Raw genomic sequence first — 24,431 nt, 5'->3', positions numbered from 1 at the left:
CGGCGCTGCTTGATCCTGGACGCCCGCGTTCGCGAGGGAACAGTAAGGGGCAGCCCCATAAAACGAAACGGGCGGGAAAGCCCTAGCTTTCCCGCCCGCCAGATCATCCTAAGACGAAGGGCTGAACCCTCAGTCCTTCTTCTGCGGCGTGATCTTGTCGTCGTCGTTGTCGTCGTCGTTCGGCTCAACGACCGGCTCTTCGTCCGAAGCAGCCTCGGCAGCCTGAGCTTCGGCGACTTCAGCCTCGAGCTCTTCGTCCTCGACGGTCGGCACGGTCGGCGGCACGATCGTGGCGATCGCGAAGTCGCGGTCGTCGATCGCGGGCGTTGCGCCCTTGGGCAGCTTCACGTCGCTGATGTGGATCGAATCACCGATCTCCAGACCGGCGAGCGAAATCGTGATCTCGCTCGGGATGTCCGAAGCGTCGACGACCAGCTCGATCTCGTGACGCGTGATGTTGAGGACGCCCTTGCCCTTCTTGATGCCCGGTGCGTCGTCCTCGTCGGTGAACGCGATCGGCACCGCGACGGTGACGGTCGAATGCTCGCCGATGCGCAGGAAGTCGACGTGGATCGGGCGATCCGAAACCGGGTGGAACGACACGTCCTTCGGCAGCGTGCGCACGCCGTTGACCATCACCACGGAATTCATGAAATGGCCGGTCATCAGCGCCTTCATCAGCGCCTTTTCCTCGAGGTGAACCGAGGTTGGTTCCTGGTTCAGGCCGTAGATCACGGCAGGCACGCGGCCATCACGACGCAGCGCCCGGGAGGCTCCCTTGCCAACCCGGTCACGCGTCTCGGCTGCGAGCGTCAACTGGTCGCTCATCTGTATTCTCCGAAACTCGTTTGTTGTCCTTCCCGCCCACGCCTCCAGGGATGACCATGGACCGGAAGCGCGGGCGCATAGCGGAAAGCGGCGTTAGAATCAACTAAACCTGACCCCTCGCCCCTCCGGGGAGAGGGAGGGGCCCGCACGCACTTGCGGGTGGGAGGGTGAGGGGTGGTGAGGCTCGGGACGTTTTATCCCAACTCCCCCCTCACCCTTCCGTCGCAAGGGCTCCTCCCTCCCTCTCCCCGAGGGGAGAGGGACTCGGGAGCTCAATACTGAACCCGCTCAGCCTTCACCCCGAGCTTCGCCAACTGCGCCTGCACGCTGTCCTTACCCGCCAGATGCCCCGCACCGACCGCGACAAACACAGTCCCCGGTGTCCCGAGCCGAGTCTTCACCCACTCCGCCCACCGCGCATTGCGATCCACCAGCAGCACCTTCGCCACCTCCGGCGAGTCCTTCAAACTGTCGTTCATCTCTTTGGCGAGCGCTTCAGGATCCCCCTTCGCCCACTCGTCGACCATCGTTGCCATCGTCGTCTCCAGCTTGGGCAACTCGTCGATCGTGCTCCCCAGAAACTGGATCTGCGCCTTTTGTGAAAGTCCCCCGAAATACCCCAGCTGCTGCTCCGCGGTCTCCAGCCCGATCACCGGCTTCCCGGCAGCCTTTGCCGCCGCCGTAATCACCTGCTCGGGCCCGTTCGCCGCATCATACCCCAGCTTGGACAGCGGCGCGATCGACAGGTTGGTCGCCGCCAGCCAAGGCTTGAACCGGTCGAACGCATTCGCCGGCAGCCCTAGGTCCGTCACCGCCTTCGCATACGCCGCACGCTTGTCCGCGGGCAGCTGTTCGGTCAGCGTCGGGCCATCCTTCGACACCCCCGTCGCCATCACCAGCGACTGCATCTTCGTCGGATCAGGCATCACCAGCTCCAGCACCACCTGGTTCGAGCGATCGAACGCGGTCTTCACCGCCTCGTCGAACCACGTCATGCCGGGCTTCAACACATGGATCGTCCCGAACAGGTAGATCGTCGTGTCCTTGTCCTTCACCACCCACAAGGCCGGATCGGCATCGTTCGCGGCCTGAGCCGGCTTCGGCGAGACCTGCGCACAGGCGGGCAGGGCGAACGCCATGGCAATTGCGGACAGCGCGGATCGGAACGAAACGATCTTCGAGAACAGCTTCAAGGTGACGGCATCCTTATCGTTGGTGCAGCCCATGTAGGACGCCGGACCTTAACGCACCACTTGCCTCCCGCACCCCCATCCGCCAAAGCCCGCGCGTGACCCAGCCCGTGATAAAGCCTCTTAGCTTCCAGCGCATGATCCTCACGCTCCACGATTACTGGAGCGAACACGGATGCCTGATCCTGCAGCCCTACGACATGGAAATGGGCGCGGGCACCTTCCACACCGCCACGACGCTCCGCGCGCTCGGCCCGAAACCGTGGAACGCCGCGTTCGTCCAGCCCTGCCGCCGCCCGACCGACGGCCGCTACGGCGAGAACCCCAATCGGCTCCAGCATTACTACCAGTATCAGGTCATCCTGAAACCATCCCCCGCCAACCTCCAGGAACTCTACCTCGGCAGCCTCGCGGCGATCGGCATCGACATGCTGAAGCACGACATCCGCTTCGTCGAGGACGACTGGGAAAGCCCGACGCTCGGCGCCTGGGGGCTCGGCTGGGAGGTCTGGTGCGACGGCATGGAAGTGACTCAGTTCACCTATTTCCAGCAGATGGGCGGCTTCGACATGAAGCCCGTCGCCGGCGAACTCACCTACGGGTTGGAGCGCCTCGCGATGTACATCCAGGACAAGGACTCGGTGTACGACCTGGCGTTCAACGACGCCGGCGTGACCTACGGCGACGTGTTCCTGGAGAACGAGCAGGAGATGTCGAAGTGGAACTTCGAGATCGCCGACACGGACTCGCTGTTCGACCAGTTCCGCAAGCACGTCGCCGAATGCGAGAACTCGCTGGCCGCCAAGCTCCCGATCCCTGCCTACGAGCAAGCGATCAAAGCCAGCCACATCTTCAACCTGCTCCAGGCCCGCGGCGTAATCTCGGTCGCCGAACGCCAAGCCTATATGGGCCGCGTCCGAGACCTCGCGAAGGGCGCCTGTGCAGCATGGATGGACAAGCACGGATGGGCGGCGTGATGCGCCCCCGCGCCGCAGGCCTCAATCAATCCTTCTTATCTCTTCGCGCCTTTGCGCCTTCGCGTGAGAAAATCTTGTTCACGCAAAGGCGCGATGGCGCGAAGATGGAGCGTTCCGCGTGACTGATTTCCTCCTAGAACTCCGCTCCGAAGAAATCCCGGCACGCATGCAAGCGCGTGCGCGCGAAGATTTGTCGAAGCTGTTCACCGCCGAGCTGGCCAAGGCCGGCATCGCCACCAGCGCCATCGTCACCTACGCGACCCCGCGTCGCCTGACGCTGATCGCGCGCAACCTGCCGCTCGAGACCGCCGCCGTCTCCGAGGAAACCAAAGGCCCCAAGACCTCCGCGCCCCCGCAAGCGCTCGAAGGCTTCCTCCGAAAAACCGGCCTCACGCGAGAGCAACTGATAGACCGCAACGGCACGCTGTTCGCGGTCACCGAGAAGCCCGGCCGCGCCACCGCCGCCGTGCTCGCAGACGCGATCCCCGCGATCGTCCGCGCGTTCCCGTGGCCGAAGTCGATGCGCTGGGGCGACGCCTCCGCCAGCACTGAATCGCTCCGGTGGGTCCGCCCGCTGCAAGGCATCGTCGCGCTGCTCGGCGAAGAGATCGTGCCGTTCGAGATCGCCGGGATCGCCAGCGGCGCCGCTACGCTCGGCCACCGCTTCCACCACCCGTACCAGATCACGATCGGCGGCGCGCACGACTATGTCGAGAAACTGCGCGCCTGCCACGTCATCGTCGACCACGACGAACGCGCCACGCTGATCCGCGACCACGCCCGCGAAGCCGCGATGCAAGCCGGCCTCGAACTGATCGAGGACGAAGGACTCGTCGCGGAGAATGCCGGGCTGACGGAATGGCCGATTCCCCTGCTAGGCCAGTTCGACCCCGCGTTTCTCGACGTCCCGCCCGAGGTGATCCAGCTCACGGCGCGCGTAAACCAGAAATATTTCGTCTGCCGCGGGGCCGACGGAAAACTGGCGAACGCGTTCGTCTGTACCGCTAACATCGCCGCGCACGACGGCGGCGCGAAGATCGTCGAGGGCAATCGCAAGGTCCTCGCCGCCCGGTTGTCGGACGCGAAATTCTTCTACGACACCGACCTCAATACCAAGCTCGACGACCTTCGTCCGAAGCTCGAAAAGATCGTCTTCCACGAAAAGCTCGGCACGGTAGCCGACAAGGTCGACCGCGTCGCAAAGCTCGCCCGCTGGCTGGTAGAAGAGGGCATAATCACGTCTGCTCCCTCTCCCCTCCGGGGAGAGGGCGGGGGGGAGGGGCTGCCAAGCAGCGCCACGCCCGGAACAGCCCCTCACCCCAACCCTCTCCCCGCAGGGGAGAGGGAGCAGTTGGCAACCCAAGCAGACCGCGCAGCCCGCCTCGCAAAGGCCGACCTCGTCACCGGCATGGTCGGCGAGTTCCCCGAGCTGCAAGGCCTGATGGGCGGCTACTACGCCGCCGCGCAGGGCGAGCACCCGGCCGTCGCCACCGCCATCCGCGACCACTACAAGCCGGTCGGCCAAGGCGACGACGTCCCCACCGACCCGGTAACGGTGGCCGTGAGCTTGGCCGACAAGCTGGACACGATCGTTGCTTTCTTCGCGATCGGTGAGAAGCCGACCGGATCCAAAGATCCGTTTGCATTACGCCGCGCTGCGCTCGGCCTTGTTCGACTAGTCATCAGCGCTAACCTACGATTCAGCCTTAGACGTTCAATCTACCACGCTGGCCATCATTTTAAGCTTGCTTCAGATCTTCGTGGTGAAGAAGTGCTCGACTTCTTCGCTGACCGCCTAAAAGTCCAGCAACGCGAAGCCGGCGTCCGTCACGACCTGATCGATGCGGTGTTCGCACTCGGTGGCGAGGACGATCTTGTCCGCCTGCTCGCGCGCGTCCACGCGCTTCAGGCGTTCGTGACCACCGAGGACGGTGCGAACCTGCTCGCCGGCTACAAGCGCGCCGCCAATATCCTGAAGAAGGAAGCGCCTTCTGCTCCCTCTCCCCCTCGGGGAGAGGGTAGGGGTGAGGGGCAGCCAAGCAGTGCAGCGCCCGGAACAGCCCCTCACCCCGCCCCTCTCCCCGCAGGGGAGAGGGAGCAGGAAACGCTGTCCTACACCCCCGAACCGGCAGAGGCTGCGCTGATGACCGCGCTCGACTCCGCCGAACCCCGCGCCACCGCCGCGATCGAGCGCGAGGACTTCGCCGCCGCGATGGCTGCGCTTGCAAGCCTCCGCGCGCCGATCGACGCGTTCTTTGATAGCGTTATCGTCAACGACTCCGATCCCGCCAAGCGCTCCGCCCGTCTCGCACTACTTGAGCGAGTCCGCGCCGCAGTGCACAACGTCGCAGATTTTTCGAAGATCGAGGGCTGACTGGGGTGGAAGTGCAGACGGCTCCCAGCGTCTGCACTTTCTATACTTCACTTTTGCCCCGCCCATAAAAACAAGCACTTAGAGGACCCGCGATGACCCAATATGTGTACCGCTTCGGCGGCGGTGTTTCGGATGGCGGCAAGGGCGACAAGAACCTGCTCGGCGGCAAGGGCGCGAACCTCGCCGAGATGGCGTCGATCGGCCTGCCGGTCCCGCCGGGCTTCACGATCTCGACCGACTTCTGCGCGGTCTATTACGACGAGGGCGGCCAGTTCCCGCAGGGCCTGCGCGACGAGGTCGCCACCGGCCTCGCGCACATCGAGGGCGTGACGGGGAAAAAGTTCGGCGACCCCGCCGACCCGCTGCTCGTCTCTGTCCGGAGCGGCGCCCGCGCGTCGATGCCGGGAATGATGGACACCGTCCTCAACCTCGGCCTCAACGACCAGACCGTCGAAGGCCTCGCCGCCAAGTCCGAGGACGCGCGCTTCGCCTGGGACAGCTATCGCCGCTTCATCCAGATGTACGCCGACGTCGTGCTCGAACTCGATCACGGCGCGTTCGAGGAAGCGCTGGAGATCGCCAAGGAAGACCAGGGCTTCACGCTCGACACCGAACTCTCCGCCGACGACCTGCGCAAACTCGTCGCCGAGTATAAGGGCCTCGTCGAGAAGCTCTGGGGCAAGCCCTTCCCACAAGACGTCCACGATCAGCTCTGGGGCGCGGTCGGCGCGGTGTTCGGCTCGTGGCAGTCCGAGCGTGCGAAAGTCTATCGCCGCCTCAACGACATCCCCGGCGGCTGGGGCACCGCGGTCAACATCCAGGCCATGGTGTTCGGCAACATGGGCGACACCTCGGCGACCGGCGTCGCGTTCACGCGCGACCCGTCCAAGGGCGACCGCGCCTATTACGGCGAATTCCTGATCAATGCGCAGGGCGAGGACGTCGTCGCCGGCATCCGCACGCCGCAGTATCTGACCAAGACCGCGCGCGAAGACGCTGGCGCCAAGCCCGCCTCGATGGAAGAGGCGATGCCCGAGGTCTATCATCAGCTCGCCGACGTGTTCGACACGCTCGAAAACCACTATCGCGACATGCAGGACATCGAGTTCACGGTCGAGAAGACCAAGCTCTGGATGCTCCAGACCCGCGCCGGCAAACGCACCGCCAAGGCCGCGCTCAAGATCGCCGTCGACATGGCGAACGAGGGTCTGATCACCCGCGAGGAAGCGATCCTGCGCGTCGAGCCGATGGCGCTCGACCAGCTGCTCCACCCGACGCTCGATCCCAAGGCGCATCGCGACGTGCTGACCAAGGGCCTCCCCGCCTCGCCGGGTGCAGCCTCAGGTGCGGTCGTGTTCGACGCCGATGCCGCCGAGAAGAAGGCCGCCGATGGCGTTGCCGTGATCCTCGTCCGGACCGAGACCTCGCCCGACGACATCCACGGCATGCACGCGGCGAAGGGCATCCTGACCGCACGCGGCGGGATGACGAGCCACGCGGCCGTGGTCGCCCGCGGCATGGGACGCCCCTGCGTTTCGGGCGCCGGCACGCTCTCCATCGACGCGAAGGCGAAGATCATGCGCTGCGGCGGCCGCGAGGTGAAGGAGGGCGACCTGCTCACCATCGACGGCACCACCGGCGAAGTGATGATCGGCGCGGTCGCGACCGTGCAGCCCGAGCTGTCAGGCGATTTCGCGACGTTGATGGTCTGGGCCGACGAGGTCCGCCGCCTGAAGGTCCGCGCCAACGCCGAGACGCCGGAGGATTGCCGCGTCGCACGCGAGTTCGGCGCCGAGGGCGTCGGCCTCTGCCGCACGGAACACATGTTCTTCGAGAGCAGCCGCATCACCAACGTCCGCCAGATGATCCTGGCATCGGACGAGAAGGGCCGCCGCGTCGCGCTCGAAAAGCTGCTCCCCGAACAGCGCAAGGATTTCACCGAGATCCTCGAGGTGATGGCCGGCCTCCCGGTGACGATCCGCCTGCTCGACCCGCCGCTCCACGAATTCCTCCCGCACGAGGAATCCGAATTCGCCGAAGTCGCGACCGCGGCGGGCGTCGACGTCGACACCTTAAAGCGCCGCGCGGCGGAACTGCACGAGTTCAACCCGATGCTCGGCCATCGCGGTTGCCGTCTCGGCGTGACCTATCCCGAGATCTACGAAATGCAGGCTCGCGCCATCTTCGAGGCGGCAGTCGACGTCGCCGAGAAGTCCGGCGCCGCCCCGATTCCCGAAGTCATGATCCCGCTGGTCGCCACCCGCCGCGAGCTCGAACTGATGAAGGCCGTCGTAGACAAGGCTGCCCAGGCGGTGTTCGCCGAAAAGGGCCGGACGATCGAATATCTCGTCGGCACGATGATCGAACTCCCCCGCGCAGCACTCCGCGCCGGTGAAATCGCGGAAGTCGGCGAGTTCTTCTCGTTCGGCACCAACGACCTGACGCAGACCACCTTGGGTGTCAGCCGAGACGACGCCTCGCGCTTCCTCGGCGCGTATGTCGAGCAGGGCATTTACGCGAAGGACCCGTTCGTCAGCATCGACGTCGAAGGCGTCGGCGAACTGATCGAAATCGCCGCGGAGCGTGGGCGCAAGACGCGGGCCGGTATCAAGCTCGGCATCTGCGGCGAACACGGCGGCGACCCGGCGAGCATCGCGTTCTGCGAGAAGGTCGGCCTCGATTACGTCTCGGCGTCACCCTATCGCGTCCCGATCGCCCGCCTTGCAGCGGCACAAGCGGCGCTGTCGAAGAAGTAAGATCCACCTAAAGAACAGCACCACCCCGGCGAAGGCCGGGGCCCAATTGGAACGTCCAGAGTAACGAAGGACCATCCCCAGTCACTCAGCGCTCCCAATTGGGCCCCGGCCTCCGCCGGGGTGGAAGAACAAAAGAATGTTTCCCCGCGAAGGCGGGGACCCAGACTGGACTCCCGCCTTCGCGGGAGAACAACGGGGCAGGGGCTAACCTACCCCCAGCAACCTACCGACGCTGATCGAAATCGAACCACCCACGCTTGGTCCCATCGGCATTATAAGCCGGCCGAGCATAACCCGCCCGTGCCGAAGACAGCGCCCCAGTCCGCGACGTATCCACAATTGGCGCCCGCTCCAAAACCGGCTGACGCTCGACAACCGCCGGAGCAACCCGCGCAGCCTCGGCCGCCTTCACCAGCCGGCCATTCTCATGCTCGGCCTCGACAGCCCGCTTCTCCGCCGCCGCCGCCCGAACATCGCCATCCTTCTTCACCGCAGCATGCGCATCCCGCTCGGCCAGATACCGCGCCTTCCACTTCTTGCCCCCCGGATGGCTCGCCAGTCCGAACAGCCAGCCGGCAACGAAGACCAGCGCAAGCGCCGCGAACTGCGTAGGTGTGGAAAACAACGGCATCGTAAAAACCCTCCTGTTACGGGAGCTCAACGATCCGCCGGCGCTGCGGTTGCCTCAGCCCTTGATCAGGTTGTCGGAGATCGAACACGCCGCCGGTCCGAGGATGACGACGAACAGCACCGGCAGGATGAACAGGATCAGCGGGACGGTCATGATCGCCGGCAGTCGCGCGGCCTTTTCCTCGGCGCGCATCATACGCTCGTTGCGGAACTCGGCCGACAGCACGCGCAGCGCCGATGCCAGCGGGGTGCCGTATTTCTCGGTCTGGATCATCGTCGTGACGACGCCCTTCACCGCGTCCAGCTTCACGCGCAGGGCAAAGTTCTCGAATGCGCTGCGCCGGTCGGTCAGGAACCCCAGCTCGATCGCGGTCAGCGTGAACTCCTCGCCGAGTTCGGGATAGGCACGCCCCAGTTCGCGCGCGACGCGGTGGAATGCGGCATCGACGGTCAGACCGGCTTCGGCGCAGATCACGAGCAGATCGAGCGCATCCGGCAGCCCCTTGCGGATCGCGTCCGAGCGCTTCTTGATCTTGTTGTCGAGATACAGGTCCGGCGCCTTGTAGCTCAGGATGAACGTCATCGCGACGAGCCCGTATTTCTTGAGCGGCCCCCAGGTCGCGAAGCCGTCGGTGCCGTACACCCAGTACAGCATCGCCCCGCCGAGCACGATCGGCAGCACGAGCCGACCGAAGATCACCGACGGTGCCCATTCCTTCGAACGGATGCCGGCCTGCATCAGCTTGACCTGGACCGCCTTGACCTGGCTATCCTGCAACACCTTCATCGACGACAGGATGCCGCGCATGCGGTCCGCGGTATCGTTGCGCTGGACCAGCTTCGCGCGGCGTTTGGTGGACGCGGTGATGCCCGCCTTCAACTGCTCGCGCCGGTCGTTCAACGCCTTGACGCGCTTGGCCATCGGATCGTTGACGGTCATCACCGCGTAGATCGCGATCATCACCGCGAACGCGGCGACGCCCGACAGGATCGTCGCGACCCAGAGTACATCGATCCCGAGCAGGGTAGGTCCGGCGGTCTCGCCCATGTCGTATCCCTCAGATCTCGAAGTTGATCATCTTGCTCATCACGAAGGCGCCGATCCCCATCCAGATCAGGCCGCCTATGCCGGTGACGATGAGCCGTGGATCGATGAAGAAGTTCTGCATGTAGGTGCCGTTGACGAAATAGATCAGCCCGAACACGATGAACGGCAGCGCGCCGATGATGTAGGCGGACGCTTTCGATTCCGACGACATCGCCTTGATCTTGAGCTTCATCTGGCCGCGTTGACGCAGCACGGTGGCGAGGTTCGCGAGCGTCTCCGCCAGGTTGCCGCCCGTCTCGCGCTGGATCGCGATGGTGATGACGAAGAACTGGAACTCCGGCGTGCCGAGACGGTCGGCGGTTTCCTGCAGCGCGGCGTCCATCGTCCGGCCGATCTTCATCTTGTCGCTGACCGACCGGAATTCTTCGCCGACCGGCCCGTCGAGTTCCTGTCCGACGACCCCGATCGTCTCGCTGATCGGCAGGCCCGAGCGCAGTCCGCGCACCAGCAGTTCGATCGCGTCCGGGAATTTCACGGTGAACTTGCCGATCCGCCGCTGGATCGTCTTGCCCACCACGAGATGCGGCAGGCCGACGCCGACGAACAGCCCGAACAGCAAGGCCAGCAGGATCGGCATGCCCTTGAGCAGCATCAGTGCCGCAACGACCACTGCGATCCCGGCAGTCGCCATGCCGTATTGCCCGACGGTCCAGTCCTTGCCGGTCATCGCCAGCCGCTTGGCGAGCAGCACCGGGTTCGGCAGGATGCGGCCGAACGCGATGTCCATCTTGGTATCGCGGTTGTTCGAGATGCGGCGCATCTGCGCTTCCGCGACGATCAGCGCGTCACCGTGGCGCTCGCGCAGCGACGCGATGCGCCGCGACTTGGCGCGCCCGGCCGATGGCCCCGCAAATGCGAACACCACCATGGCAAGCACCACGCAGGCACCGATCATGACCAACAGCAACGGCAACAGCGGCATGGCCTAGCGGTCCCCGATTGCGGCAAGCCGGCGATCGGATCGGGCGCGCATGGTCACTTCGCCTTTGCCGGTTTCGCCGCGCGCTTCGGGATCAACCCCCTCAGCTCGCCGAACTTGCCCATCAGCGACTTGCCCTTCGCGCCCTTCGCGCCATCGACACCGCTGTCCGCGACCGCGGCCGCCAATGCGCTCGCCAGTGCGACGATCGGCGTGATGGTCTTGGAGTTCTTGCCGGTTTCGACCAGCGGCTTGCCCAGCTTGGCCGCCTGCGCCGCGAGTTTCTGGTCGAACGACACGAGATAGTCGATCTTGCGCTCGATCGAGCCTTCGAAGTCCTTGCGTGTGATCTCGAGCTGCCCGCCGACATGAACCCTGTTGGCGACCACGAACAGCTCGGTCTGCGGTGCGTTCGACTTCATCCACGACAGGATGCGGATCGTATCGCGCGCCGCGGCCAGCGTCAGGTCGGTGACGATCACCGCCAGCTTCACGTCGCTGATCAGATGCGGGTGCTGGATCAGCATCGCGCGCGGCAGATCGACGACGGTGCATTCGAACGCCGCGCGCATCTCCCCCTGCAACTGGTAGAAGGCGGCACCATCGGTGACCAGCGGCGTGCTGATCGGGGCCTCGGCGCTCAATACGGACAGCTTCTCGGAGGCCTTGACCATCGCCCGCTCGATGAACAGCCCGTCGATCCGGCTAGGATTCTCGATCGCATCGGTCAGGCCGCGTCCCGGCTCGAGATCGAGGCTGAGTGCGCCGGTGCCGAAATGCACGTCGAGATCGAGCAACGCGGTCGATCGCTTCTCCTTGTCCGACAGCAGCCACGCGATCGACGTCGCGATCGTCGACGCGCCGACTCCGCCGCGCGTACCGATCACGCCGACCGAACAATGCGGGCGCTCCGGCGATACCTCGACGTGCTTGGGCGCGTTCAGCATCGTCTGCGCATGTACGAACGCCTCGCGCAGCATGTCCGGATGCAGCGGCTTCAGCAGATAATCCTGGATCCCGCTCGCGACGAGATCGCGGTACAGACGGACATCGTTCACCTGGCCCGCGGCGATCACCACGGTGCCCGGCTCGCAGACTTCGGCGAGCGCGTGGATGTCGTTCAGCGGATCGCCCGATTCGGCGAGGTCGACGAACAGGATCTGCGGCGAGGCAGATACCGACAGCGACTGGATCGCGTTGCGCAGGCCGCCCTTGTGGATCTTCTCGACGGGCCAGCCGAGCTCGGTCGCGATCGGGCGCAACGCCTCGGCGGTCGTCTCGTCGCAGACATAGGCGATAAAGGGTTCGCGGTGCGCGATCCCACCCGGTTTCCAGGGCGCGTTCATCACTTCCCTCCCGTGCTGGCGGCGGCCAGGCCGCTGGCACCGGTCGGCGCTTTCTTGCGGTACGTGTCGATCGCCTTGTACGAGACCGCCGCATCCGTGGTTTCCGTACCCGGCGCACCGCGCACCAGATCGGCGGGATTGGCGACCATCGCAGCCAGGTTGCGATTGACCGCGCAACCATAGTTGGAGGACGTGTTCGACTCGAATTCGTTGGTCGAATCGCGCGACCAGTCCGGGCAGCGCGGCACGGCGGCGCGCATCCGGCTGACCACGACGCGGATCGTTCCGGGGGTGACGGCCGCGGGCGTCACCGGCGCGTCGTCGCTCAACAGCAAGCCGTATCCCGCGATCACCGCGGCGACGGCGTCATGCGCGCGGAGGCCTTCGCCCGCAGGATCGTCGATCGCGACCCGGTCGCCATATGCGAGCCGCATCGTCGTCATCCAGCCGGCCAGACGGCGTTCTTCGCCGGGGGCCAGCGCACCCCCGGATACGCCGAGATCCAACGCATAGTCGGATCGGCTGACGACCGGCTGGTGGACCGATTCGAGACCGCGATTCTCCGTCCCCATGCAGCCCGCGAGCAGCAGTGCGGACGCGAGGGGCGCTAGGATCGATTTGTTGATCATCGGAAATCCTTGGTGCGTTGGGCGCATGACGGGCTCAATTCGAGAAGCCGGGGGCGGGCACGGCGCCCTTTTTCGGTTTGGCATTGCCCTTGGTCTGAACGGCCGGGGTGGCGTCGGCTTCGCTGCGGCGAACGTCGCTGCGGGGCACGGGCATGACGGGTGCGGCCGCTCCGATCGCAGGGCGCGCATAAGTTGGCGGCGCGAGAGTCGGGACGGGACGCTTGCCGCCGTCGGTCGCGCTCAGCCGCCCCAGCAACACCCGGTCGAGATCGGTCGGCGCACGCGCGCCGTCGGTCGGCAAGGCGATGTCGCTGGCGTTGTTGACCGGCTTCACCAGATACGGCGTGATGACGATGACCAGCTCGGTTTCGTTGCGCTGGAAGGCGTTCGAGCGAAACAGCGCGCCGATGATCGGTAGGTTCGAGAGGCCGGGCGTCTTGTCGTAGGTGTTGTTGTTGTTGTTCGACAACAGGCCACTGATCATCATGCTCTGGCCCGAGCCGAGTTCGACGGTGGTCTCGGTCCGCCGCGTGGTGATGCCGGGCACGCGGGTACCGCTCAGCGTGATGGCGTTCGCATAATCGAGCTGCGACACTTCGGGGCGCACACGCAACGAGATGCGGCCGTCGGACAATACCGTTGGGGTATAGGCCAGGCTGATTCCGTATTGCTTGTACTCGACCGAGATCGTGCCGAGCGCCTGCGCCAGCGGGATTGGAATTTCGCCGCCTGCCAGGAACGTGCCGGTCTCACCCGACAAGGCGGTCAGGTTCGGATTGGCGAGCGTGGTCACCTGACCCAACGTCTCGCCCAGGTCGATCGCGCCGAGCAGGTCGACACCCAGCAATTTGCCGGCGAGGCCGAATGTCGACCCCAACGCGCCCTTGGCCACACCCGTATTGCCAGCCGTCGGCGTAGCACCGCCAACGAACATTCCGCCACCGGGTGCAAATATCGTAGCGTCTCGTCCTTGCCCCAGTCCGAACTTGAAACCACCAGTCCGGTCGAAGGATTGGATGTTCACGCCGATATTCTTGACGAAGCTGCGGGTGACTTCGGCGACGCGCACCTGCAGGTTCACCTGCAACGGCGTCGCGGTCTTCAGGCGCGACAGCACCTTGGTCGATTCGCCGACGAACGCCTGCACCAGCCGCTCGGCTTCGGCGGCATCCTCGGGTGCCGCAACCGTTCCCGTCAGGAGGATCAGTCCGTTCATCGGCGTCGCGACGACCTGCGCCTCGGGCATCGCCAGGCCCAGCATCTGCTGGACCGAATCGAGGTTGTTGCCGACGCGGACGGTGGCGGAATACACGACGGAGCCACCCCTTGCGGTGGCCGAGATCGTGGTCTCGCCGGTCTTCTTGCCGAACACGTAGAGCTGGGTTGGCGACCGCACCTGGACATCGGCGATCGCGTCGTCGGCGACGAACAGGTCGGTCATCGGCTGCGCCAGCGTCACCAGCCGGCCACGGCCGGTGTTGACCTGTACGATCGGCGAGCCGGCTGCCGCTGTGGTCGCCCTGCCGCGCTGCGCCAGGGCAGGGACGGACGGTGCTGCCGTCGCTGCGACCAGGGCGACCGCGAGCGGCCAACCGAGCGGTTTGCCGATCCGCGTCGCGAGGAGAGTGGTTGCAATACGCATCTTAATTCTTCCCCCCGACCGGAACGACGGTCAATGCGTTGCCGCGGGCGACCCGCACCACCGGTCCCTGGACGGCAACCGCGCCGCCAGCGGATGGCGCGACCGGCACGCCCTGCATCGACGGGCCGCTCATCCCGCCACCCTGAGCCTCTTTGCCGGGCACGCTGCTGCGCTGATAGCGCGAGACGTCCGCCCCGGTCTGGTAGGTAGAGGCGCCGGCCGAGGGCTGGCTCGCGAGCCTAACCATCATCGCCTTTTCCGCCTTGGGATCGTTGCCGTCCGGCACCTTGACGGCACCCGAGGCGATTGCTTCCTCCAGTTCGGCCGAATTGTCCGCGATCGAGCGCAGCGACAGCGACAGCGTTCCCAGCGTCTGCGCGACCGCAACCTGCTCCGCCATCTTCGGCGTCGCCTCGATCGTCACGTTGGAGAATGTCTGGACCTTGGTCTTGCCGTCCTCGCCGACGAGGTTATCGGTCCGCTGGTCGGTGGCGAGCACGCGGATGTTGCGCATGATCGTCTCGGAGACCTTCAACGGCTGGCCGTCGCCGCCACCGGCGACCGTCTGGGTCAGGACCAGGTCGATCCGGTCACCCGGAAACACGAAGCCCGCGACCGCAGCCTGCGCCGACACCGGGACGGTCACCGCCCGCATGCCCGGCCCGAGGGCCGCCGCCAGGAACCCGCGATCGCCGGGCTTCACCAGCGAGCCTTGCGTCACCGGCTGCCCGGCGGTGATGATGCTCCGCACCACCGTGCCCTGCAGCGACTGGAGGTTGGTCTTGTCCTTGAGGTAATAGGCGTTGTCGACCAGCTCCTTGGGCCAGGGCTGATATTTCAGCGCAGTCGCGTCGAGGATCGTGCCGACCGGCAGCGAACGTGTCGCGACGAGAACTTCCGGACCATCGATGACGGGCGCGGCGACGACTACGGCACCGGCTTGCGGTGCAGAACTCCCGGCGATGAGCGTCCTGGCAAAGAATGCTGTGATGGCTGCAACTATCAGCGCGCCAACCAGCAAAATTATCTTGCGACTATCCATGACTACATCGTGCCTTTCAGGCGCCGGGAGTGTGTTCCGACATTAATCATCACTGAAACTGGTTAAGGAGTGGTTCGCGGATCGCAAGAAGCCCGGCGAATGCTATCGCTACGCCGTATGGAACTTCGATCTGTCCTGGGTTTTTCTTGATTCTGCGTTCGATCATCATCACGATGGTGACGACGCCGCCGGCGATCGACATCACCATCAGCATCGACAGGAACGCCGGGAACGGCAGCCACAGCGCCAACGCGACGATCAGTTTCACGTCGCCGCCACCCATCATCCCGAAATGGAACGCGACCAGAAATACCGCGAACACCGCCAGTGCGCAGCCGACCTGCAGTGCCATGTCCGGCCAGAGGTCCAGCCCGTTGGCGTACCACCAGACGGGCGCCAGCAGCGCGACCGCCGCATTCTTCCAATTGGCGATCTCACGCGTCCGCGCGTCCTGGATCCCGGCGGAAACCAGCAGGCCACCGAGCATCACGATCAAAATTGGAAGAGCAATGTTCCACCCCATCGGCTAGGTCCTAACGGAGATGGCTTTCGAAAAAGTAACCGTCCCCGGTAATTTCCTTCCCAATTCCGGGACCTTCGCCGGGCCGGATGCCCTCCAGGCCGTGCGTCGTGCGATTCCCGCCGATGCACGCGTGAGATGGTGGACGGCACCCGATGGCTGGAAGCTGCGACGTTTCGACTGGCTCGCGGCCAGCCCACGTGGGCGCCTGTTGTTCCAGACCGGTCGCGGCGATATCTTCGAGAAATATCTGGAGACGCTCGCATGTTTCCACGCAGGCGGCTGGTCGGTCACCGCGTTCGACTGGCGTGGGCAGGGTGGTTCGGGGCGGCTGTCGGCGGATCCCCATGTCGGCCATGCGAGCGATTACGGCGTTTTCGACTCGGATCTCGCGGCGTTCTGGGCGGACTGGATCGCGGACGGTGATCTGCCCAGCGTCGTACTGGGCCATTCGATGGGCGGGATGATGGTCATGCGCGCGCTTGCGAATCGCGCGATCCGTCCCGATGCAGCGATCCTCGTTGCGCCGATGATCGGGTTGAAAGCGCCGCTAGGCGCGGCGTTCAGTGGTACCGTTGCTCGGTGGATGGCGAAACACGGCGATCCCGCTCGCGCGGCCTGGCGTAACAACGAACGCCCCGGCTCGGTCGCATCGCGGCAAACGCTGCTGACGCACGATGTCGACCGCTACGCCGACGAAGGTTGGTGGCAGCGGCAACATCCCGAGCTGGTGCTGGGCCCGCCAAGCTGGGCATGGCTCGCGCAGGGGTTTGCAGGCGCCGCCGCACTCGCCGTCGATCCGCGGATCGAGTCGGTCGACACGCCGGTGCTGATGCTGGTCGCTGAGGCCGACAAGCTGGTCGATCCTCCCGCGGCGCTTCGGCTCGCGGCGCGGTTGCCGGACGCGCAAGTCGTGCGCTTCGGTCCGGAATCCGCGCACGAGATCCTCCGCGAGGCAGATCCGGTGCGCAACCGCGCGTTGTCGGCGATCGACTCGTTCCTGGCCGCGTGCGTGCCATCGCAGTGACGGCGTCCGTGTACGATATCGCGATCGTCGGTGCCGGCATGGCGGGCACCAGCCTCGCTGCGGCGATCGGATCGCAGGCGCGCACGCTCGTGCTCGAAGCCGAGGATGCGCCCGGCTATCATGCGACCGGGCGTTCGGCGGCATTCTGGTCGGAAACCTATGGCGGCCCCGGTATTCAGCCGTTCACTACTGCGTCGGGCCCGGTCCTCCAGGCCGGCGGGCATCTGGCGCCGCTCGGCTCGCTGCATGTCGGTCGCGCCGAAGACGAGCCCGCGATGGACGCGTTCCTCGCCGAATTCGCCGGCAGCGACGTCGTCCTTGACCGCGTCGATCCGGCGGCGTTCATCCCCGGCCTCCGCTCCGCATGGACGCTGGGCGTGCAGGAGGCGAGTTGCGCGTATATCGACGTCGCCGGTCTGCATGCCGACGGCATCGCCCTGGCCCGGCGTGCAGGCGTGGACTTCGTCACCGATGCCGCGTTGGTGAGCGCAACGCGTGCGGATGGCGTCTGGACGATCGAGACGAAGGCCGGCGCCTTTCGTGCGCGCACGCTCGTCAACGCGGCGGGGGCTTGGGCCGACGCGGTTGCGATCCGCGCCGGCGTCCGTCCATTGGGGCTGCAAGCCTATCGCCGAACGATGGCGCAACTCCGCACCGATCCCGGCGCACCGGTGGGCTTGCCGCACGTCGCGGACATTGCGGGCCGCTTCTATTTCAAGCCCGAGCCCGGTGGTCGGCTCTGGCTCAGTCCGCACGACGAAACCGCGACCAACCCGTGCGACGCGGCGCCCGAGGAGATCGACATCGCGATCGCGGTCGACCGGTTCGAGCAGGTCGTCGACTGGCGGGTCGCTGCGGTCGAACGAAGCTGGGCGGGGCTGCGCACGTTCGCGCCCGATCGCCTGCCGATCTATGGCTTCGACGTCCGTATGGCTGGCTTTTTCTGGTGCGCGGGGCAGGGTGGCTTCGGCATACAGACCGCACCCGCCGCAGCCATGCTCGCGGCCGGTCTCCTGCTCGATACTCCGCCCGATCGCGCTATCGCGGCCATCGATCCCGCTCGCTATTCGCCGAGTCGTTTCCGCTAAACGCGCAACAACAGCATCAAAGCGACGTCCGGAGATACAAAGCGATCTGGATGTTTGTGCGATTTCGACCACCAAATCGGTAGATGAATCCGGCGCTGGACTGGATAATTTCCGGCGCAAGCTCCGCGCAAACGAACAGCAATGAACTAGTCAGCAAAACTAGAAAAATGTTAGTTTTCGTTCGTGGTTAACGCTTCATAACCATGACCTCATCTTAGGCGATGTCGTCGGGATGCCAAGGCAACGACGAAGTTGGTTTGGCTGTAGTGGTGGTGGAAGCACAATGGACAAGCTTTTCGTGGGAAGTGCCGTCGCGACGATCAGCGCGCGCGGCGAACTGGTGCTTCCGGAGCAATTCTGCATCGCGATACAGTCACGCGGCGCCCGCGAGGATCTGTTCATCGGTCTTCACGCCGACGATCCCTGCATGCTCGTCTATGACGGCACGAGCGTCGTCGATCAGCACCGCGAACTCGCTGCGAACTGGGAAAGCGGTGCGCGCGATACGCTGCTGCGAAGACGCCTCGGCTTCGTCGCGCCCGCGCAGATGGACGGCAAGGGGCGGATCGCGATCGCGTCGTGGATGCGCGCGCGCCGCGGCGTCCGACAGCGCGCGCTGCTGGTCGGCATGGGACATCATTTCGAGGTCTGGAATCTCGATCAGGTGCTCGAACAGGGGCCGGGCGACCTGATCGTGCTGGCCGCACTGCATCTCGATACATCGATCATCAAGGAGGATCATCATGAACCTGCTCTGTCACGCCTCGGGGCACGTCGCCGCGCCGCTCGTCCTGGAAAATCAGGGGTTCCTGTTCAGCCGCTGCCAGCGGTGCCGGCACGACCTGATTCGCTCCGTCCGATCGTCAACAGGGTCGTCGGAAGTCGATAGCTGGACAGGGGTTCCGGAGGGCCTGCGCGTGGCGTGGCGCTCAGCCGATGTGTCCGCGTTCGACCAGCCGTCTTGGTTGCAGCGATCGTGGGAACGGGTGCGGGATCGCGGCCATCAGTCGAGCGTCGCGGTCACCGATGCGGCGCAGGTCGCGCTGGCGATCGTTGGCTGGCACGTCACCGACGCGACCCGGCGTGCAAAGGCAACGACGCTCGCCGCCTATCGTTCAGGCCAACAGGTCATCCGCCTGCCACGTCCGGCGCCGCGTCCGGCGCCACGCCCACCGCATGCCGGCGTCGTCATCATCAACCTGACGATGAACCGCGAGCCGTACGCCCGTGACGCCGTTCACACCGATACGCAGTTCGGCGACATGGTCGGCGCGTAAGACGGAACATGCGTCCCCGGCGGAGGTCGGGGCCCAGTCGGGATACGGCGCTAAGGGAGGGTGACGCGCCGTGGCCTCCACATCCTGCTGGGCCCCAACCTGCGCCGGGGACGTGCCGAATGGGCTAGCGTCGCCCGGCAGCCACCGCGGCATCGCTCGCGAGCTTGTCGGCGCGCTCGTTCTCCGGGTGGCCCGCGTGCCCCTTCACCCACTGCCACTCGATCTTGTGCCGCGCGACCGCTGCCAGCAGCGCGTGCCACAGTTCGGCGTTCTTCACCGGCTTTTTGTCGGCGGTCTTCCAGCCATTGCGCTGCCAGCCCTTCACCCACTTGGTGAGGCCGTCCATCACGTATTTGCTGTCGGTGTACAGCGTCACCGCACACGGCCGGGTCAGCGCGTTAAGTGCCTCGATCGCTGCGGTCATCTCCATCCGGTTGTTGGTCGTCGGCGTCTCGCCGCCCGACAATTCCTTCTCGTGCGCGCCCATGCGGATCACCGCGCCCCAGCCGCCGGGGCCAGGATTGCCCTTGCACGCGCCGTCGGTGAAGATCTCGACCTTGGTGATGGAAACGGGAGCTTCGTCAGTCATGCGAATAGATCGTCCTTGCGATACGCCTCGAACCGCCGCCAGTACGCCAACGGATCCTTGCGCGTCACCAGCGCATCCGCCGGCGTGTTGAGCCAGTCCCACGCGCGCGTCGCCAGGAAGCGGAGGCACGCCCCCTGCGCCAGTACCTGCAGTGCGGCGCGCTCGGCGGGGGACAGCGAATGCCGATCGACATAGCCCGCGACCAGCGCCTTGCCGACCGCCGCGTCGTAATTTTCGCCGTGCGCATCGAACGCCCAGGCACTGTGCATGATCGCCAGATCGTACGCGCGGACGTCGGTGCACGCGAAATAGAAGTCTATCAGCCCCGTTACCCGGTCGCCGAGCATCAGCACGTTGTCGGGAAACAGATCGGCATGGATGACGCTGCGCGGCAGGTCCGCAGGCCACGCCGCCACGACCGCGTCGGCCGCCGCACTCACCGTGTCGAACAACCCCGGCTCTATCGCATCCAGATCGCGGCCGCACTTGGCCAGCAACGCGCGCCACCCGTCCGGCCCCAGCGTATTGGCGCGCTCCTGCGCAAACCCGGCAAGGCTGACGTGCATCGACCCCATCGCCGCACCGGCCGCGCGTGCCTGCGCTTCGGTCGGATGCGACACCGATACCCCGGTAAGGAACTCGATCAGGCAGGCCGGTCGCCCGCACAGCTCGTGGATCAGCGCGCCGCTGCGATCGGGCAGCGCACGCGGTACCGGATTCCCGTCGACCGCCAGATGATCGAGCATCGCCATGAAGAACGGCAGGTCGTCCGCCGACACGCGCTTTTCGTACAGAGTCAGGATGAACCGCCCGGTCGTCGTATCGACCAGATAGTTGCTGTTCTCGACCCCCTCGGCGATGCCCTTGGCCGAGACGAGGTCGCCATGATCGAACTTGGCGAGGAACGCGCCCAGCGCCTCCGCCGACACCTGCGTATAGACCGCCATGCTAGGCGGCCGCCTCCAGTCCGCGTGGCAGCTTGAACGCGATCGTCTCGCGGTTCGTCTCGACCTCGCGCTCCGTCACCGTGAAGCGCTCCGACAGCCGGTCGACCAGTTCGCGGACCAGCAATTCGGGTGCCGACGCGCCGGCGGTGATCCCCAGCGTGCCGACACCGGCAAGGAAGTCCCAATCGAGTTCGCTCGCGCGCTGGATCAGCATCGCCGGCGTCCCCTCGCGCTCGGCGACCTCAACGAGACGCACCGAGTTGGACGAGTTCGGCGCACCGATCACCAGCACCGCATCGACGCTGTGCGCGATTGCCTTGACCGCGGTCTGGCGGTTCGACGTCGCGTAGCAGATGTCCTCGCCCCGCGGCGGCAACATCTGCGGGAAGCGGCGCTGCAACGTCGCCACCACCGCCGCGGTATCGTCCACCGACAGCGTCGTCTGCGTCAGGAAGGCGAGGTTGGTATGATCGATCGGCATGAACACCTCGGCGTCCTCGACCGTCTCGATCAGCGACATCGCGCCTTCGGGAACCTGCCCGAACGTACCGATCACCTCGGGATGCCCGGCATGGCCGATGAACACGATATGACGTCCGGCAGCCACCAGACGCTCGGCCTGCCGGTGCACCTTCGATACCAGGGGGCAGGTCGCGTCGAGATATTCGAGCCCGCGATTCTGCGCGTCGAGCGGCACCGATTTGGGCACGCCATGCGCGGAGAACACCACCGGGGCGCCGTCGGGCACCTCGTCCAGTTCCTCGACGAAGATCGCGCCTTGCGCCTTCAGCGTGTCGACGACGAACTTGTTGTGGACGATCTCGTGGCGGACATAGACCGGCGCCCCGTGTTTCTCGATCGCCAGTTCGACGATCCGGATCGCGCGGTCGACACCTGCGCAAAAGCCTCGGGGTGCTGCGATCAACAGTTCGAGCGGCGGCTTGTCGATTGGGCTCATGATGGCTTGCCTCTACGCGATTGCTTGCCTGGACGATAGCCGGTTCCTATGGTGTGCCGCGACAGGGGCCGCTTGCGATATGCGGCGGCCCTTTCGCTCGTTCGAGAAGGTAAGCGTCGCCGTGAAAGCCCCTATCCTAGCCGTTTCCGCGTGTGCGATCCTGTTGAGCGGGTGCGCCACCAAGGGCGAAGTCGACGCGACCGGCGGTATCTCCGCGGTCCGTTCGGTTTGCCCGCCAGTAGCGATCCCGGCCGCCACCGGCGACATCACGCTGTTCAATCCGACCACCAGCCGGGACCAGTCGGCGATCGACGTCGCCGCGTTGATGACCAACGTCCGGTCGACCTGCGCCGACGCCACCGATCAAATCGTCACCAGCGTCACCTTCGACATTCGCGCCCGTCGCAACCGCACCGAGGGTGCACGCGACGTGACGTTGCCGTACTTCATCACGGTGGTTCGCGGCGGCAGCGCGGTCGTCGCCAAGCGCGTCGGCCGTGTCGCGTTGCACTTCGATGCAGGCCAAACGCTGGCCTCCGCTTCGGCGACCGCCTCCGCGACGGTCGCGCGTTCGGCCGCGACGCTGCCCGACGACGTCCGCGAAAAGCTCACGCGCAAGCGCAAGGCAGGCGATCAGGATGCTGCTGTCGATCCGCTGAGCACCCCCGAAGTCCGTCAGGCCGTCCTGCGGGCCAGCTTCGAGGCACTGGTCGGGTTCCAGCTGACCGACGACCAGCTCAAGTACAACGCCACCCGCTAAGACAAATCGCCCCGACGGTTTACCGTCGAGGCGATTAAGTCGACTCGATTAGAGCGAAGCGCCCCTCTCCCGACGATATGCCGGAAGAGGGGCATCGCTTACTTGTCGCCGCGCACCAGTTCGGTTGCGGCCAGATGCTCGGCCAGGAACCACACCTGCGGCTCGTGCGTGCGAACGATGTTGCTCACCAGCAGATCGTTGGTGCCGTCGTCGCCGGATTCGTCAGCGGCTTCCGCACCCTCATGCGCCTGACGCAGGATGATTTCGTGTGCTTCGAGCAGACGCGCGAGCTGCGTCGGCACGTCTTCGCGACCCTTTGGCGGACGCGGGATGGTCGTCATTTCGGCGACGTCGGGCGCCATCGCGATCGAGATGCCACCAAGCGCCATGATGCGCTCCGCCACGAGATCGACCAACGCGGCCTGCTCCTCGTAATGCTTGTCCAGCAGCAGATGCAGTTGGTAGAACGTCGCGCCCGACATCTGCCAGTGATGCTTCTTGTACATGTCGCGAAGCGTCATCGTGTCGGCCAGCACCTGGTTCAGGATCGACACGCTCTGCGCGCGCGCATTGTCCTCGAGTGCGATCGGCAGGCGCTTCAGCGTGCCGTACGGCTGGATTTCGCGATACTCGACCTGGTATTGCGGCTGCGCCTCGCTCGATACGTTCGTGTCGACCTTGGGCAGCTTTGCGGGTTTCTTCGCCATCGGAAATTCCTGTCTGTTCGTGTGAACTCGACGGTCTTAACGCATGATCGGCCATATCGACAGCAAGCGAAATCCTCGCTCACGGTGATCGCAATCACGCCGGAACGCGGGCTCGCCTCTTGACGGGAGCACCGCAGCAAAGGAAGCGGGCCGCGACAACGCGTTGGGAGTTGAGGATGACGGAAGCACCACTGGTCGCAGGAATCGAACTCGGTGGCACGAAATGCATCTGCATTCTTGCGCGCGGACCCGACCAGATCGAAGAAACCGTACGCATTCCCACGACCCGGCCCGACGAGACGCTTGCTGCGATCGAGGCGGTGCTCGATCGCTGGAGCGGGTTCGTGGCGATCGGTATCGCCAGTTTCGGTCCGGTTTCGATCGATCGTCACTCGCATGATTACGGCCACATCACGTCGACGCCGAAGCCCGGCTGGGCAGGAACCGACATCGCCGGCCGCCTGCAGCGGCGCTACGGCGTACCCACCGGCTTCCACAGCGATGTCGTCGGGGCCGCGCTGGCCGAGGCGTTCTGGGGCGCTGCAAAGGGCCTGCCCGATATCGCCTATGTCACCGTCGGCACCGGTGTCGGTGCCGGCATGATCGCGGGCAACCGTCCGGTCGACGGGCTGACGCATTCCGAACTCGGCCATATCCGCCCCGCGCGGTTCCACGGCGATGACTGGATCGGGAATTGCCCGTTCCACGGCGCCTGCATCGAAGGGCTGGTCGCTGGCCCGGCGATCGCCGCGCGGATCGGCTTCCCCGCCGACCAAGCACCGGCGGACCATCCCGTCTGGGACGGTGTCGCCGACGCGCTCGGCCAGCTCTGTCATACGTTGGTGCTGACCGGGATACCCCGTCGGATCGTCATGGGCGGCGGCGTGATGGGCGCGTCGCATCTGTTCCCGCGGGTGCGGGCGGCGATGACGCGCAGCCTCGGCGGCTATATCACGCTGCCCGAGGTAGCGCTGACCGACACGTTCATCGTGCCGCCCGCGCTTGGCAACAATGCCGGCCCGCTCGGCGCAATCGTGCTGGGTGCTCAGGCACTTGGCCATCAACTCGAAACGTCGTTTACAGCGTCTTAACCGTAACCCACTAGCCCTTGCTGCAA

Annotated in this window: 23 protein-coding genes; 9 read left to right on the top strand and 14 right to left on the bottom strand. The window is 65.6% G+C overall.

Annotated elements, in window-relative coordinates; all coding sequences use genetic code 11:
* Positions 1–129: 129 nt before the first annotated feature.
* Together IFT67_RS06220 and IFT67_RS06215 are read right to left on the bottom strand one after the other, a co-directional pair.
* Positions 130–828, bottom strand: coding sequence for a 50S ribosomal protein L25/general stress protein Ctc (locus IFT67_RS06220; protein WP_056488652.1), 699 nt, complete (start codon positions 826–828; stop codon positions 130–132).
* A gap of 272 nt (positions 829–1,100) precedes the next feature.
* Positions 1,101–1,967, bottom strand: coding sequence for a TraB/GumN family protein (locus IFT67_RS06215; RefSeq protein WP_192146536.1), 867 nt, complete (start codon positions 1,965–1,967; stop codon positions 1,101–1,103).
* Between the two features lie 188 nt (positions 1,968–2,155).
* Between IFT67_RS06215 and IFT67_RS06210 the strand changes: the two genes are divergently transcribed.
* The 3 genes from IFT67_RS06210 to ppdK all read left to right on the top strand — a co-directional run bounded on the left by IFT67_RS06210 (position 2,156) and on the right by ppdK (position 8,125).
* Entirely contained in the window at positions 2,156–2,995 is an 840-nt protein-coding gene (locus IFT67_RS06210) for a glycine--tRNA ligase subunit alpha (protein WP_093398883.1), read from the top strand.
* Between the two features lie 118 nt (positions 2,996–3,113).
* Positions 3,114–5,369, top strand: a complete 2,256-nt coding sequence (gene glyS, locus IFT67_RS06205; protein ID WP_192145569.1) for a glycine--tRNA ligase subunit beta — start codon at positions 3,114–3,116, stop codon at positions 5,367–5,369.
* A gap of 92 nt (positions 5,370–5,461) precedes the next feature.
* Positions 5,462–8,125 carry a pyruvate, phosphate dikinase gene (gene ppdK / locus IFT67_RS06200; protein WP_192145567.1) on the top strand — a complete coding sequence of 888 codons (2,664 nt, stop codon included), beginning with the start codon at positions 5,462–5,464 and terminating at the stop codon, positions 8,123–8,125.
* A gap of 223 nt (positions 8,126–8,348) precedes the next feature.
* Here ppdK and IFT67_RS06195 read toward each other — a convergent pair whose 3' ends face one another.
* The 8 genes from IFT67_RS06195 to IFT67_RS06160 are packed head-to-tail and all read right to left on the bottom strand — an operon-like array spanning position 8,349 to position 15,964.
* A complete protein-coding gene (locus IFT67_RS06195; protein ID WP_192145565.1) occupies positions 8,349–8,756 on the bottom strand; it encodes a hypothetical protein in 408 nt (135 codons plus the stop codon).
* Between the two features lie 54 nt (positions 8,757–8,810).
* Entirely contained in the window at positions 8,811–9,803 is a 993-nt protein-coding gene (locus IFT67_RS06190) for a type II secretion system F family protein (RefSeq protein ID WP_107961511.1), read from the bottom strand.
* A 10-nt stretch (positions 9,804–9,813) separates the two neighbouring features.
* Entirely contained in the window at positions 9,814–10,785 is a 972-nt protein-coding gene (locus tag IFT67_RS06185) for a type II secretion system F family protein (RefSeq protein ID WP_192145563.1), read from the bottom strand.
* 53 nt (positions 10,786–10,838) lie between these two features.
* A complete protein-coding gene (locus IFT67_RS06180; protein WP_192145561.1) occupies positions 10,839–12,128 on the bottom strand; it encodes a CpaE/TadZ family protein in 1,290 nt (429 codons plus the stop codon).
* The gene (locus tag IFT67_RS06175) at positions 12,128–12,757 is read right to left on the bottom strand and encodes a CpaD family pilus assembly protein (RefSeq protein ID WP_192145559.1); all 630 of its coding nucleotides are present in this window, start codon (positions 12,755–12,757) and stop codon (positions 12,128–12,130) included. The genes IFT67_RS06180 and IFT67_RS06175 overlap by 1 nt, the downstream gene beginning before the upstream one ends.
* 34 nt (positions 12,758–12,791) lie before the next feature.
* Entirely contained in the window at positions 12,792–14,399 is a 1,608-nt protein-coding gene (locus IFT67_RS06170) for a type II and III secretion system protein family protein (RefSeq protein ID WP_192145557.1), read from the bottom strand.
* Between the two features lies 1 nt (position 14,400).
* Positions 14,401–15,441 carry a Flp pilus assembly protein CpaB gene (gene cpaB / locus IFT67_RS06165; RefSeq protein ID WP_192145555.1) on the bottom strand — a complete coding sequence of 347 codons (1,041 nt, stop codon included), beginning with the start codon at positions 15,439–15,441 and terminating at the stop codon, positions 14,401–14,403.
* Between the two features lie 49 nt (positions 15,442–15,490).
* On the bottom strand, positions 15,491–15,964 hold the full coding sequence (locus IFT67_RS06160) for an A24 family peptidase (RefSeq protein WP_192145554.1): 474 nt from the start codon (positions 15,962–15,964) through the stop codon (positions 15,491–15,493).
* Positions 15,965–15,983: 19 nt separating this feature from the next.
* Between IFT67_RS06160 and IFT67_RS06155 the strand changes: the two genes are divergently transcribed.
* From IFT67_RS06155 to IFT67_RS06140, 4 genes are all read left to right on the top strand, one after another.
* The gene (locus tag IFT67_RS06155) at positions 15,984–16,988 is read left to right on the top strand and encodes an alpha/beta fold hydrolase (RefSeq protein WP_192145552.1); all 1,005 of its coding nucleotides are present in this window, start codon (positions 15,984–15,986) and stop codon (positions 16,986–16,988) included.
* 38 nt (positions 16,989–17,026) lie between these two features.
* Entirely contained in the window at positions 17,027–18,076 is a 1,050-nt protein-coding gene (locus tag IFT67_RS06150; protein ID WP_192146534.1) for an NAD(P)/FAD-dependent oxidoreductase, read from the top strand.
* A 283-nt stretch (positions 18,077–18,359) separates the two neighbouring features.
* Entirely contained in the window at positions 18,360–18,965 is a 606-nt protein-coding gene (locus IFT67_RS06145; RefSeq protein ID WP_192145550.1) for an MraZ-related protein, read from the top strand.
* A gap of 28 nt (positions 18,966–18,993) precedes the next feature.
* Complete coding sequence (locus IFT67_RS06140) at positions 18,994–19,353, top strand: hypothetical protein (protein WP_192145548.1); 360 nt, start codon at positions 18,994–18,996, stop codon at positions 19,351–19,353.
* 124 nt (positions 19,354–19,477) lie between these two features.
* Here the strand turns inward: IFT67_RS06140 and rnhA are convergent, their stop codons facing one another.
* The 3 genes from rnhA to ispH are packed head-to-tail and all read right to left on the bottom strand — an operon-like array spanning position 19,478 to position 21,847.
* Positions 19,478–19,942, bottom strand: a complete 465-nt coding sequence (gene rnhA, locus IFT67_RS06135; protein ID WP_192145546.1) for a ribonuclease HI — start codon at positions 19,940–19,942, stop codon at positions 19,478–19,480.
* Positions 19,939–20,889 carry a homoserine kinase gene (gene thrB, locus IFT67_RS06130; RefSeq protein ID WP_192145544.1) on the bottom strand — a complete coding sequence of 317 codons (951 nt, stop codon included), beginning with the start codon at positions 20,887–20,889 and terminating at the stop codon, positions 19,939–19,941. Before thrB ends, rnhA begins: the two co-directional genes overlap by 4 nt.
* Before the next feature lies 1 nt (position 20,890).
* Positions 20,891–21,847 carry a 4-hydroxy-3-methylbut-2-enyl diphosphate reductase gene (gene ispH / locus IFT67_RS06125; protein WP_192145542.1) on the bottom strand — a complete coding sequence of 319 codons (957 nt, stop codon included), beginning with the start codon at positions 21,845–21,847 and terminating at the stop codon, positions 20,891–20,893.
* A 157-nt stretch (positions 21,848–22,004) separates the two neighbouring features.
* On the opposite strand from ispH, the gene IFT67_RS06120 reads away from it, so the two are divergent.
* Positions 22,005–22,607, top strand: a complete 603-nt coding sequence (locus tag IFT67_RS06120) for a hypothetical protein (protein ID WP_446740805.1) — start codon at positions 22,005–22,007, stop codon at positions 22,605–22,607.
* Positions 22,608–22,705: 98 nt separating this feature from the next.
* Here IFT67_RS06120 and IFT67_RS06115 read toward each other — a convergent pair whose 3' ends face one another.
* The gene (locus tag IFT67_RS06115; RefSeq protein WP_192145540.1) at positions 22,706–23,314 is read right to left on the bottom strand and encodes a Dps family protein; all 609 of its coding nucleotides are present in this window, start codon (positions 23,312–23,314) and stop codon (positions 22,706–22,708) included.
* A 176-nt stretch (positions 23,315–23,490) separates the two neighbouring features.
* On the opposite strand from IFT67_RS06115, the gene IFT67_RS06110 reads away from it, so the two are divergent.
* On the top strand, positions 23,491–24,405 hold the full coding sequence (locus IFT67_RS06110; RefSeq protein ID WP_192145538.1) for an ROK family protein: 915 nt from the start codon (positions 23,491–23,493) through the stop codon (positions 24,403–24,405).
* The last annotated feature ends 26 nt before the right edge of the window (positions 24,406–24,431 follow it).

It is taken from the genome of Sphingomonas sp. CFBP 13728, assembly GCF_014841895.1.
Classification (GTDB): domain Bacteria; phylum Pseudomonadota; class Alphaproteobacteria; order Sphingomonadales; family Sphingomonadaceae; genus Sphingomonas.
Note: the sequence above shows the minus strand (reverse complement) of the source record. Positions and strands in the feature narration are given on the sequence as shown.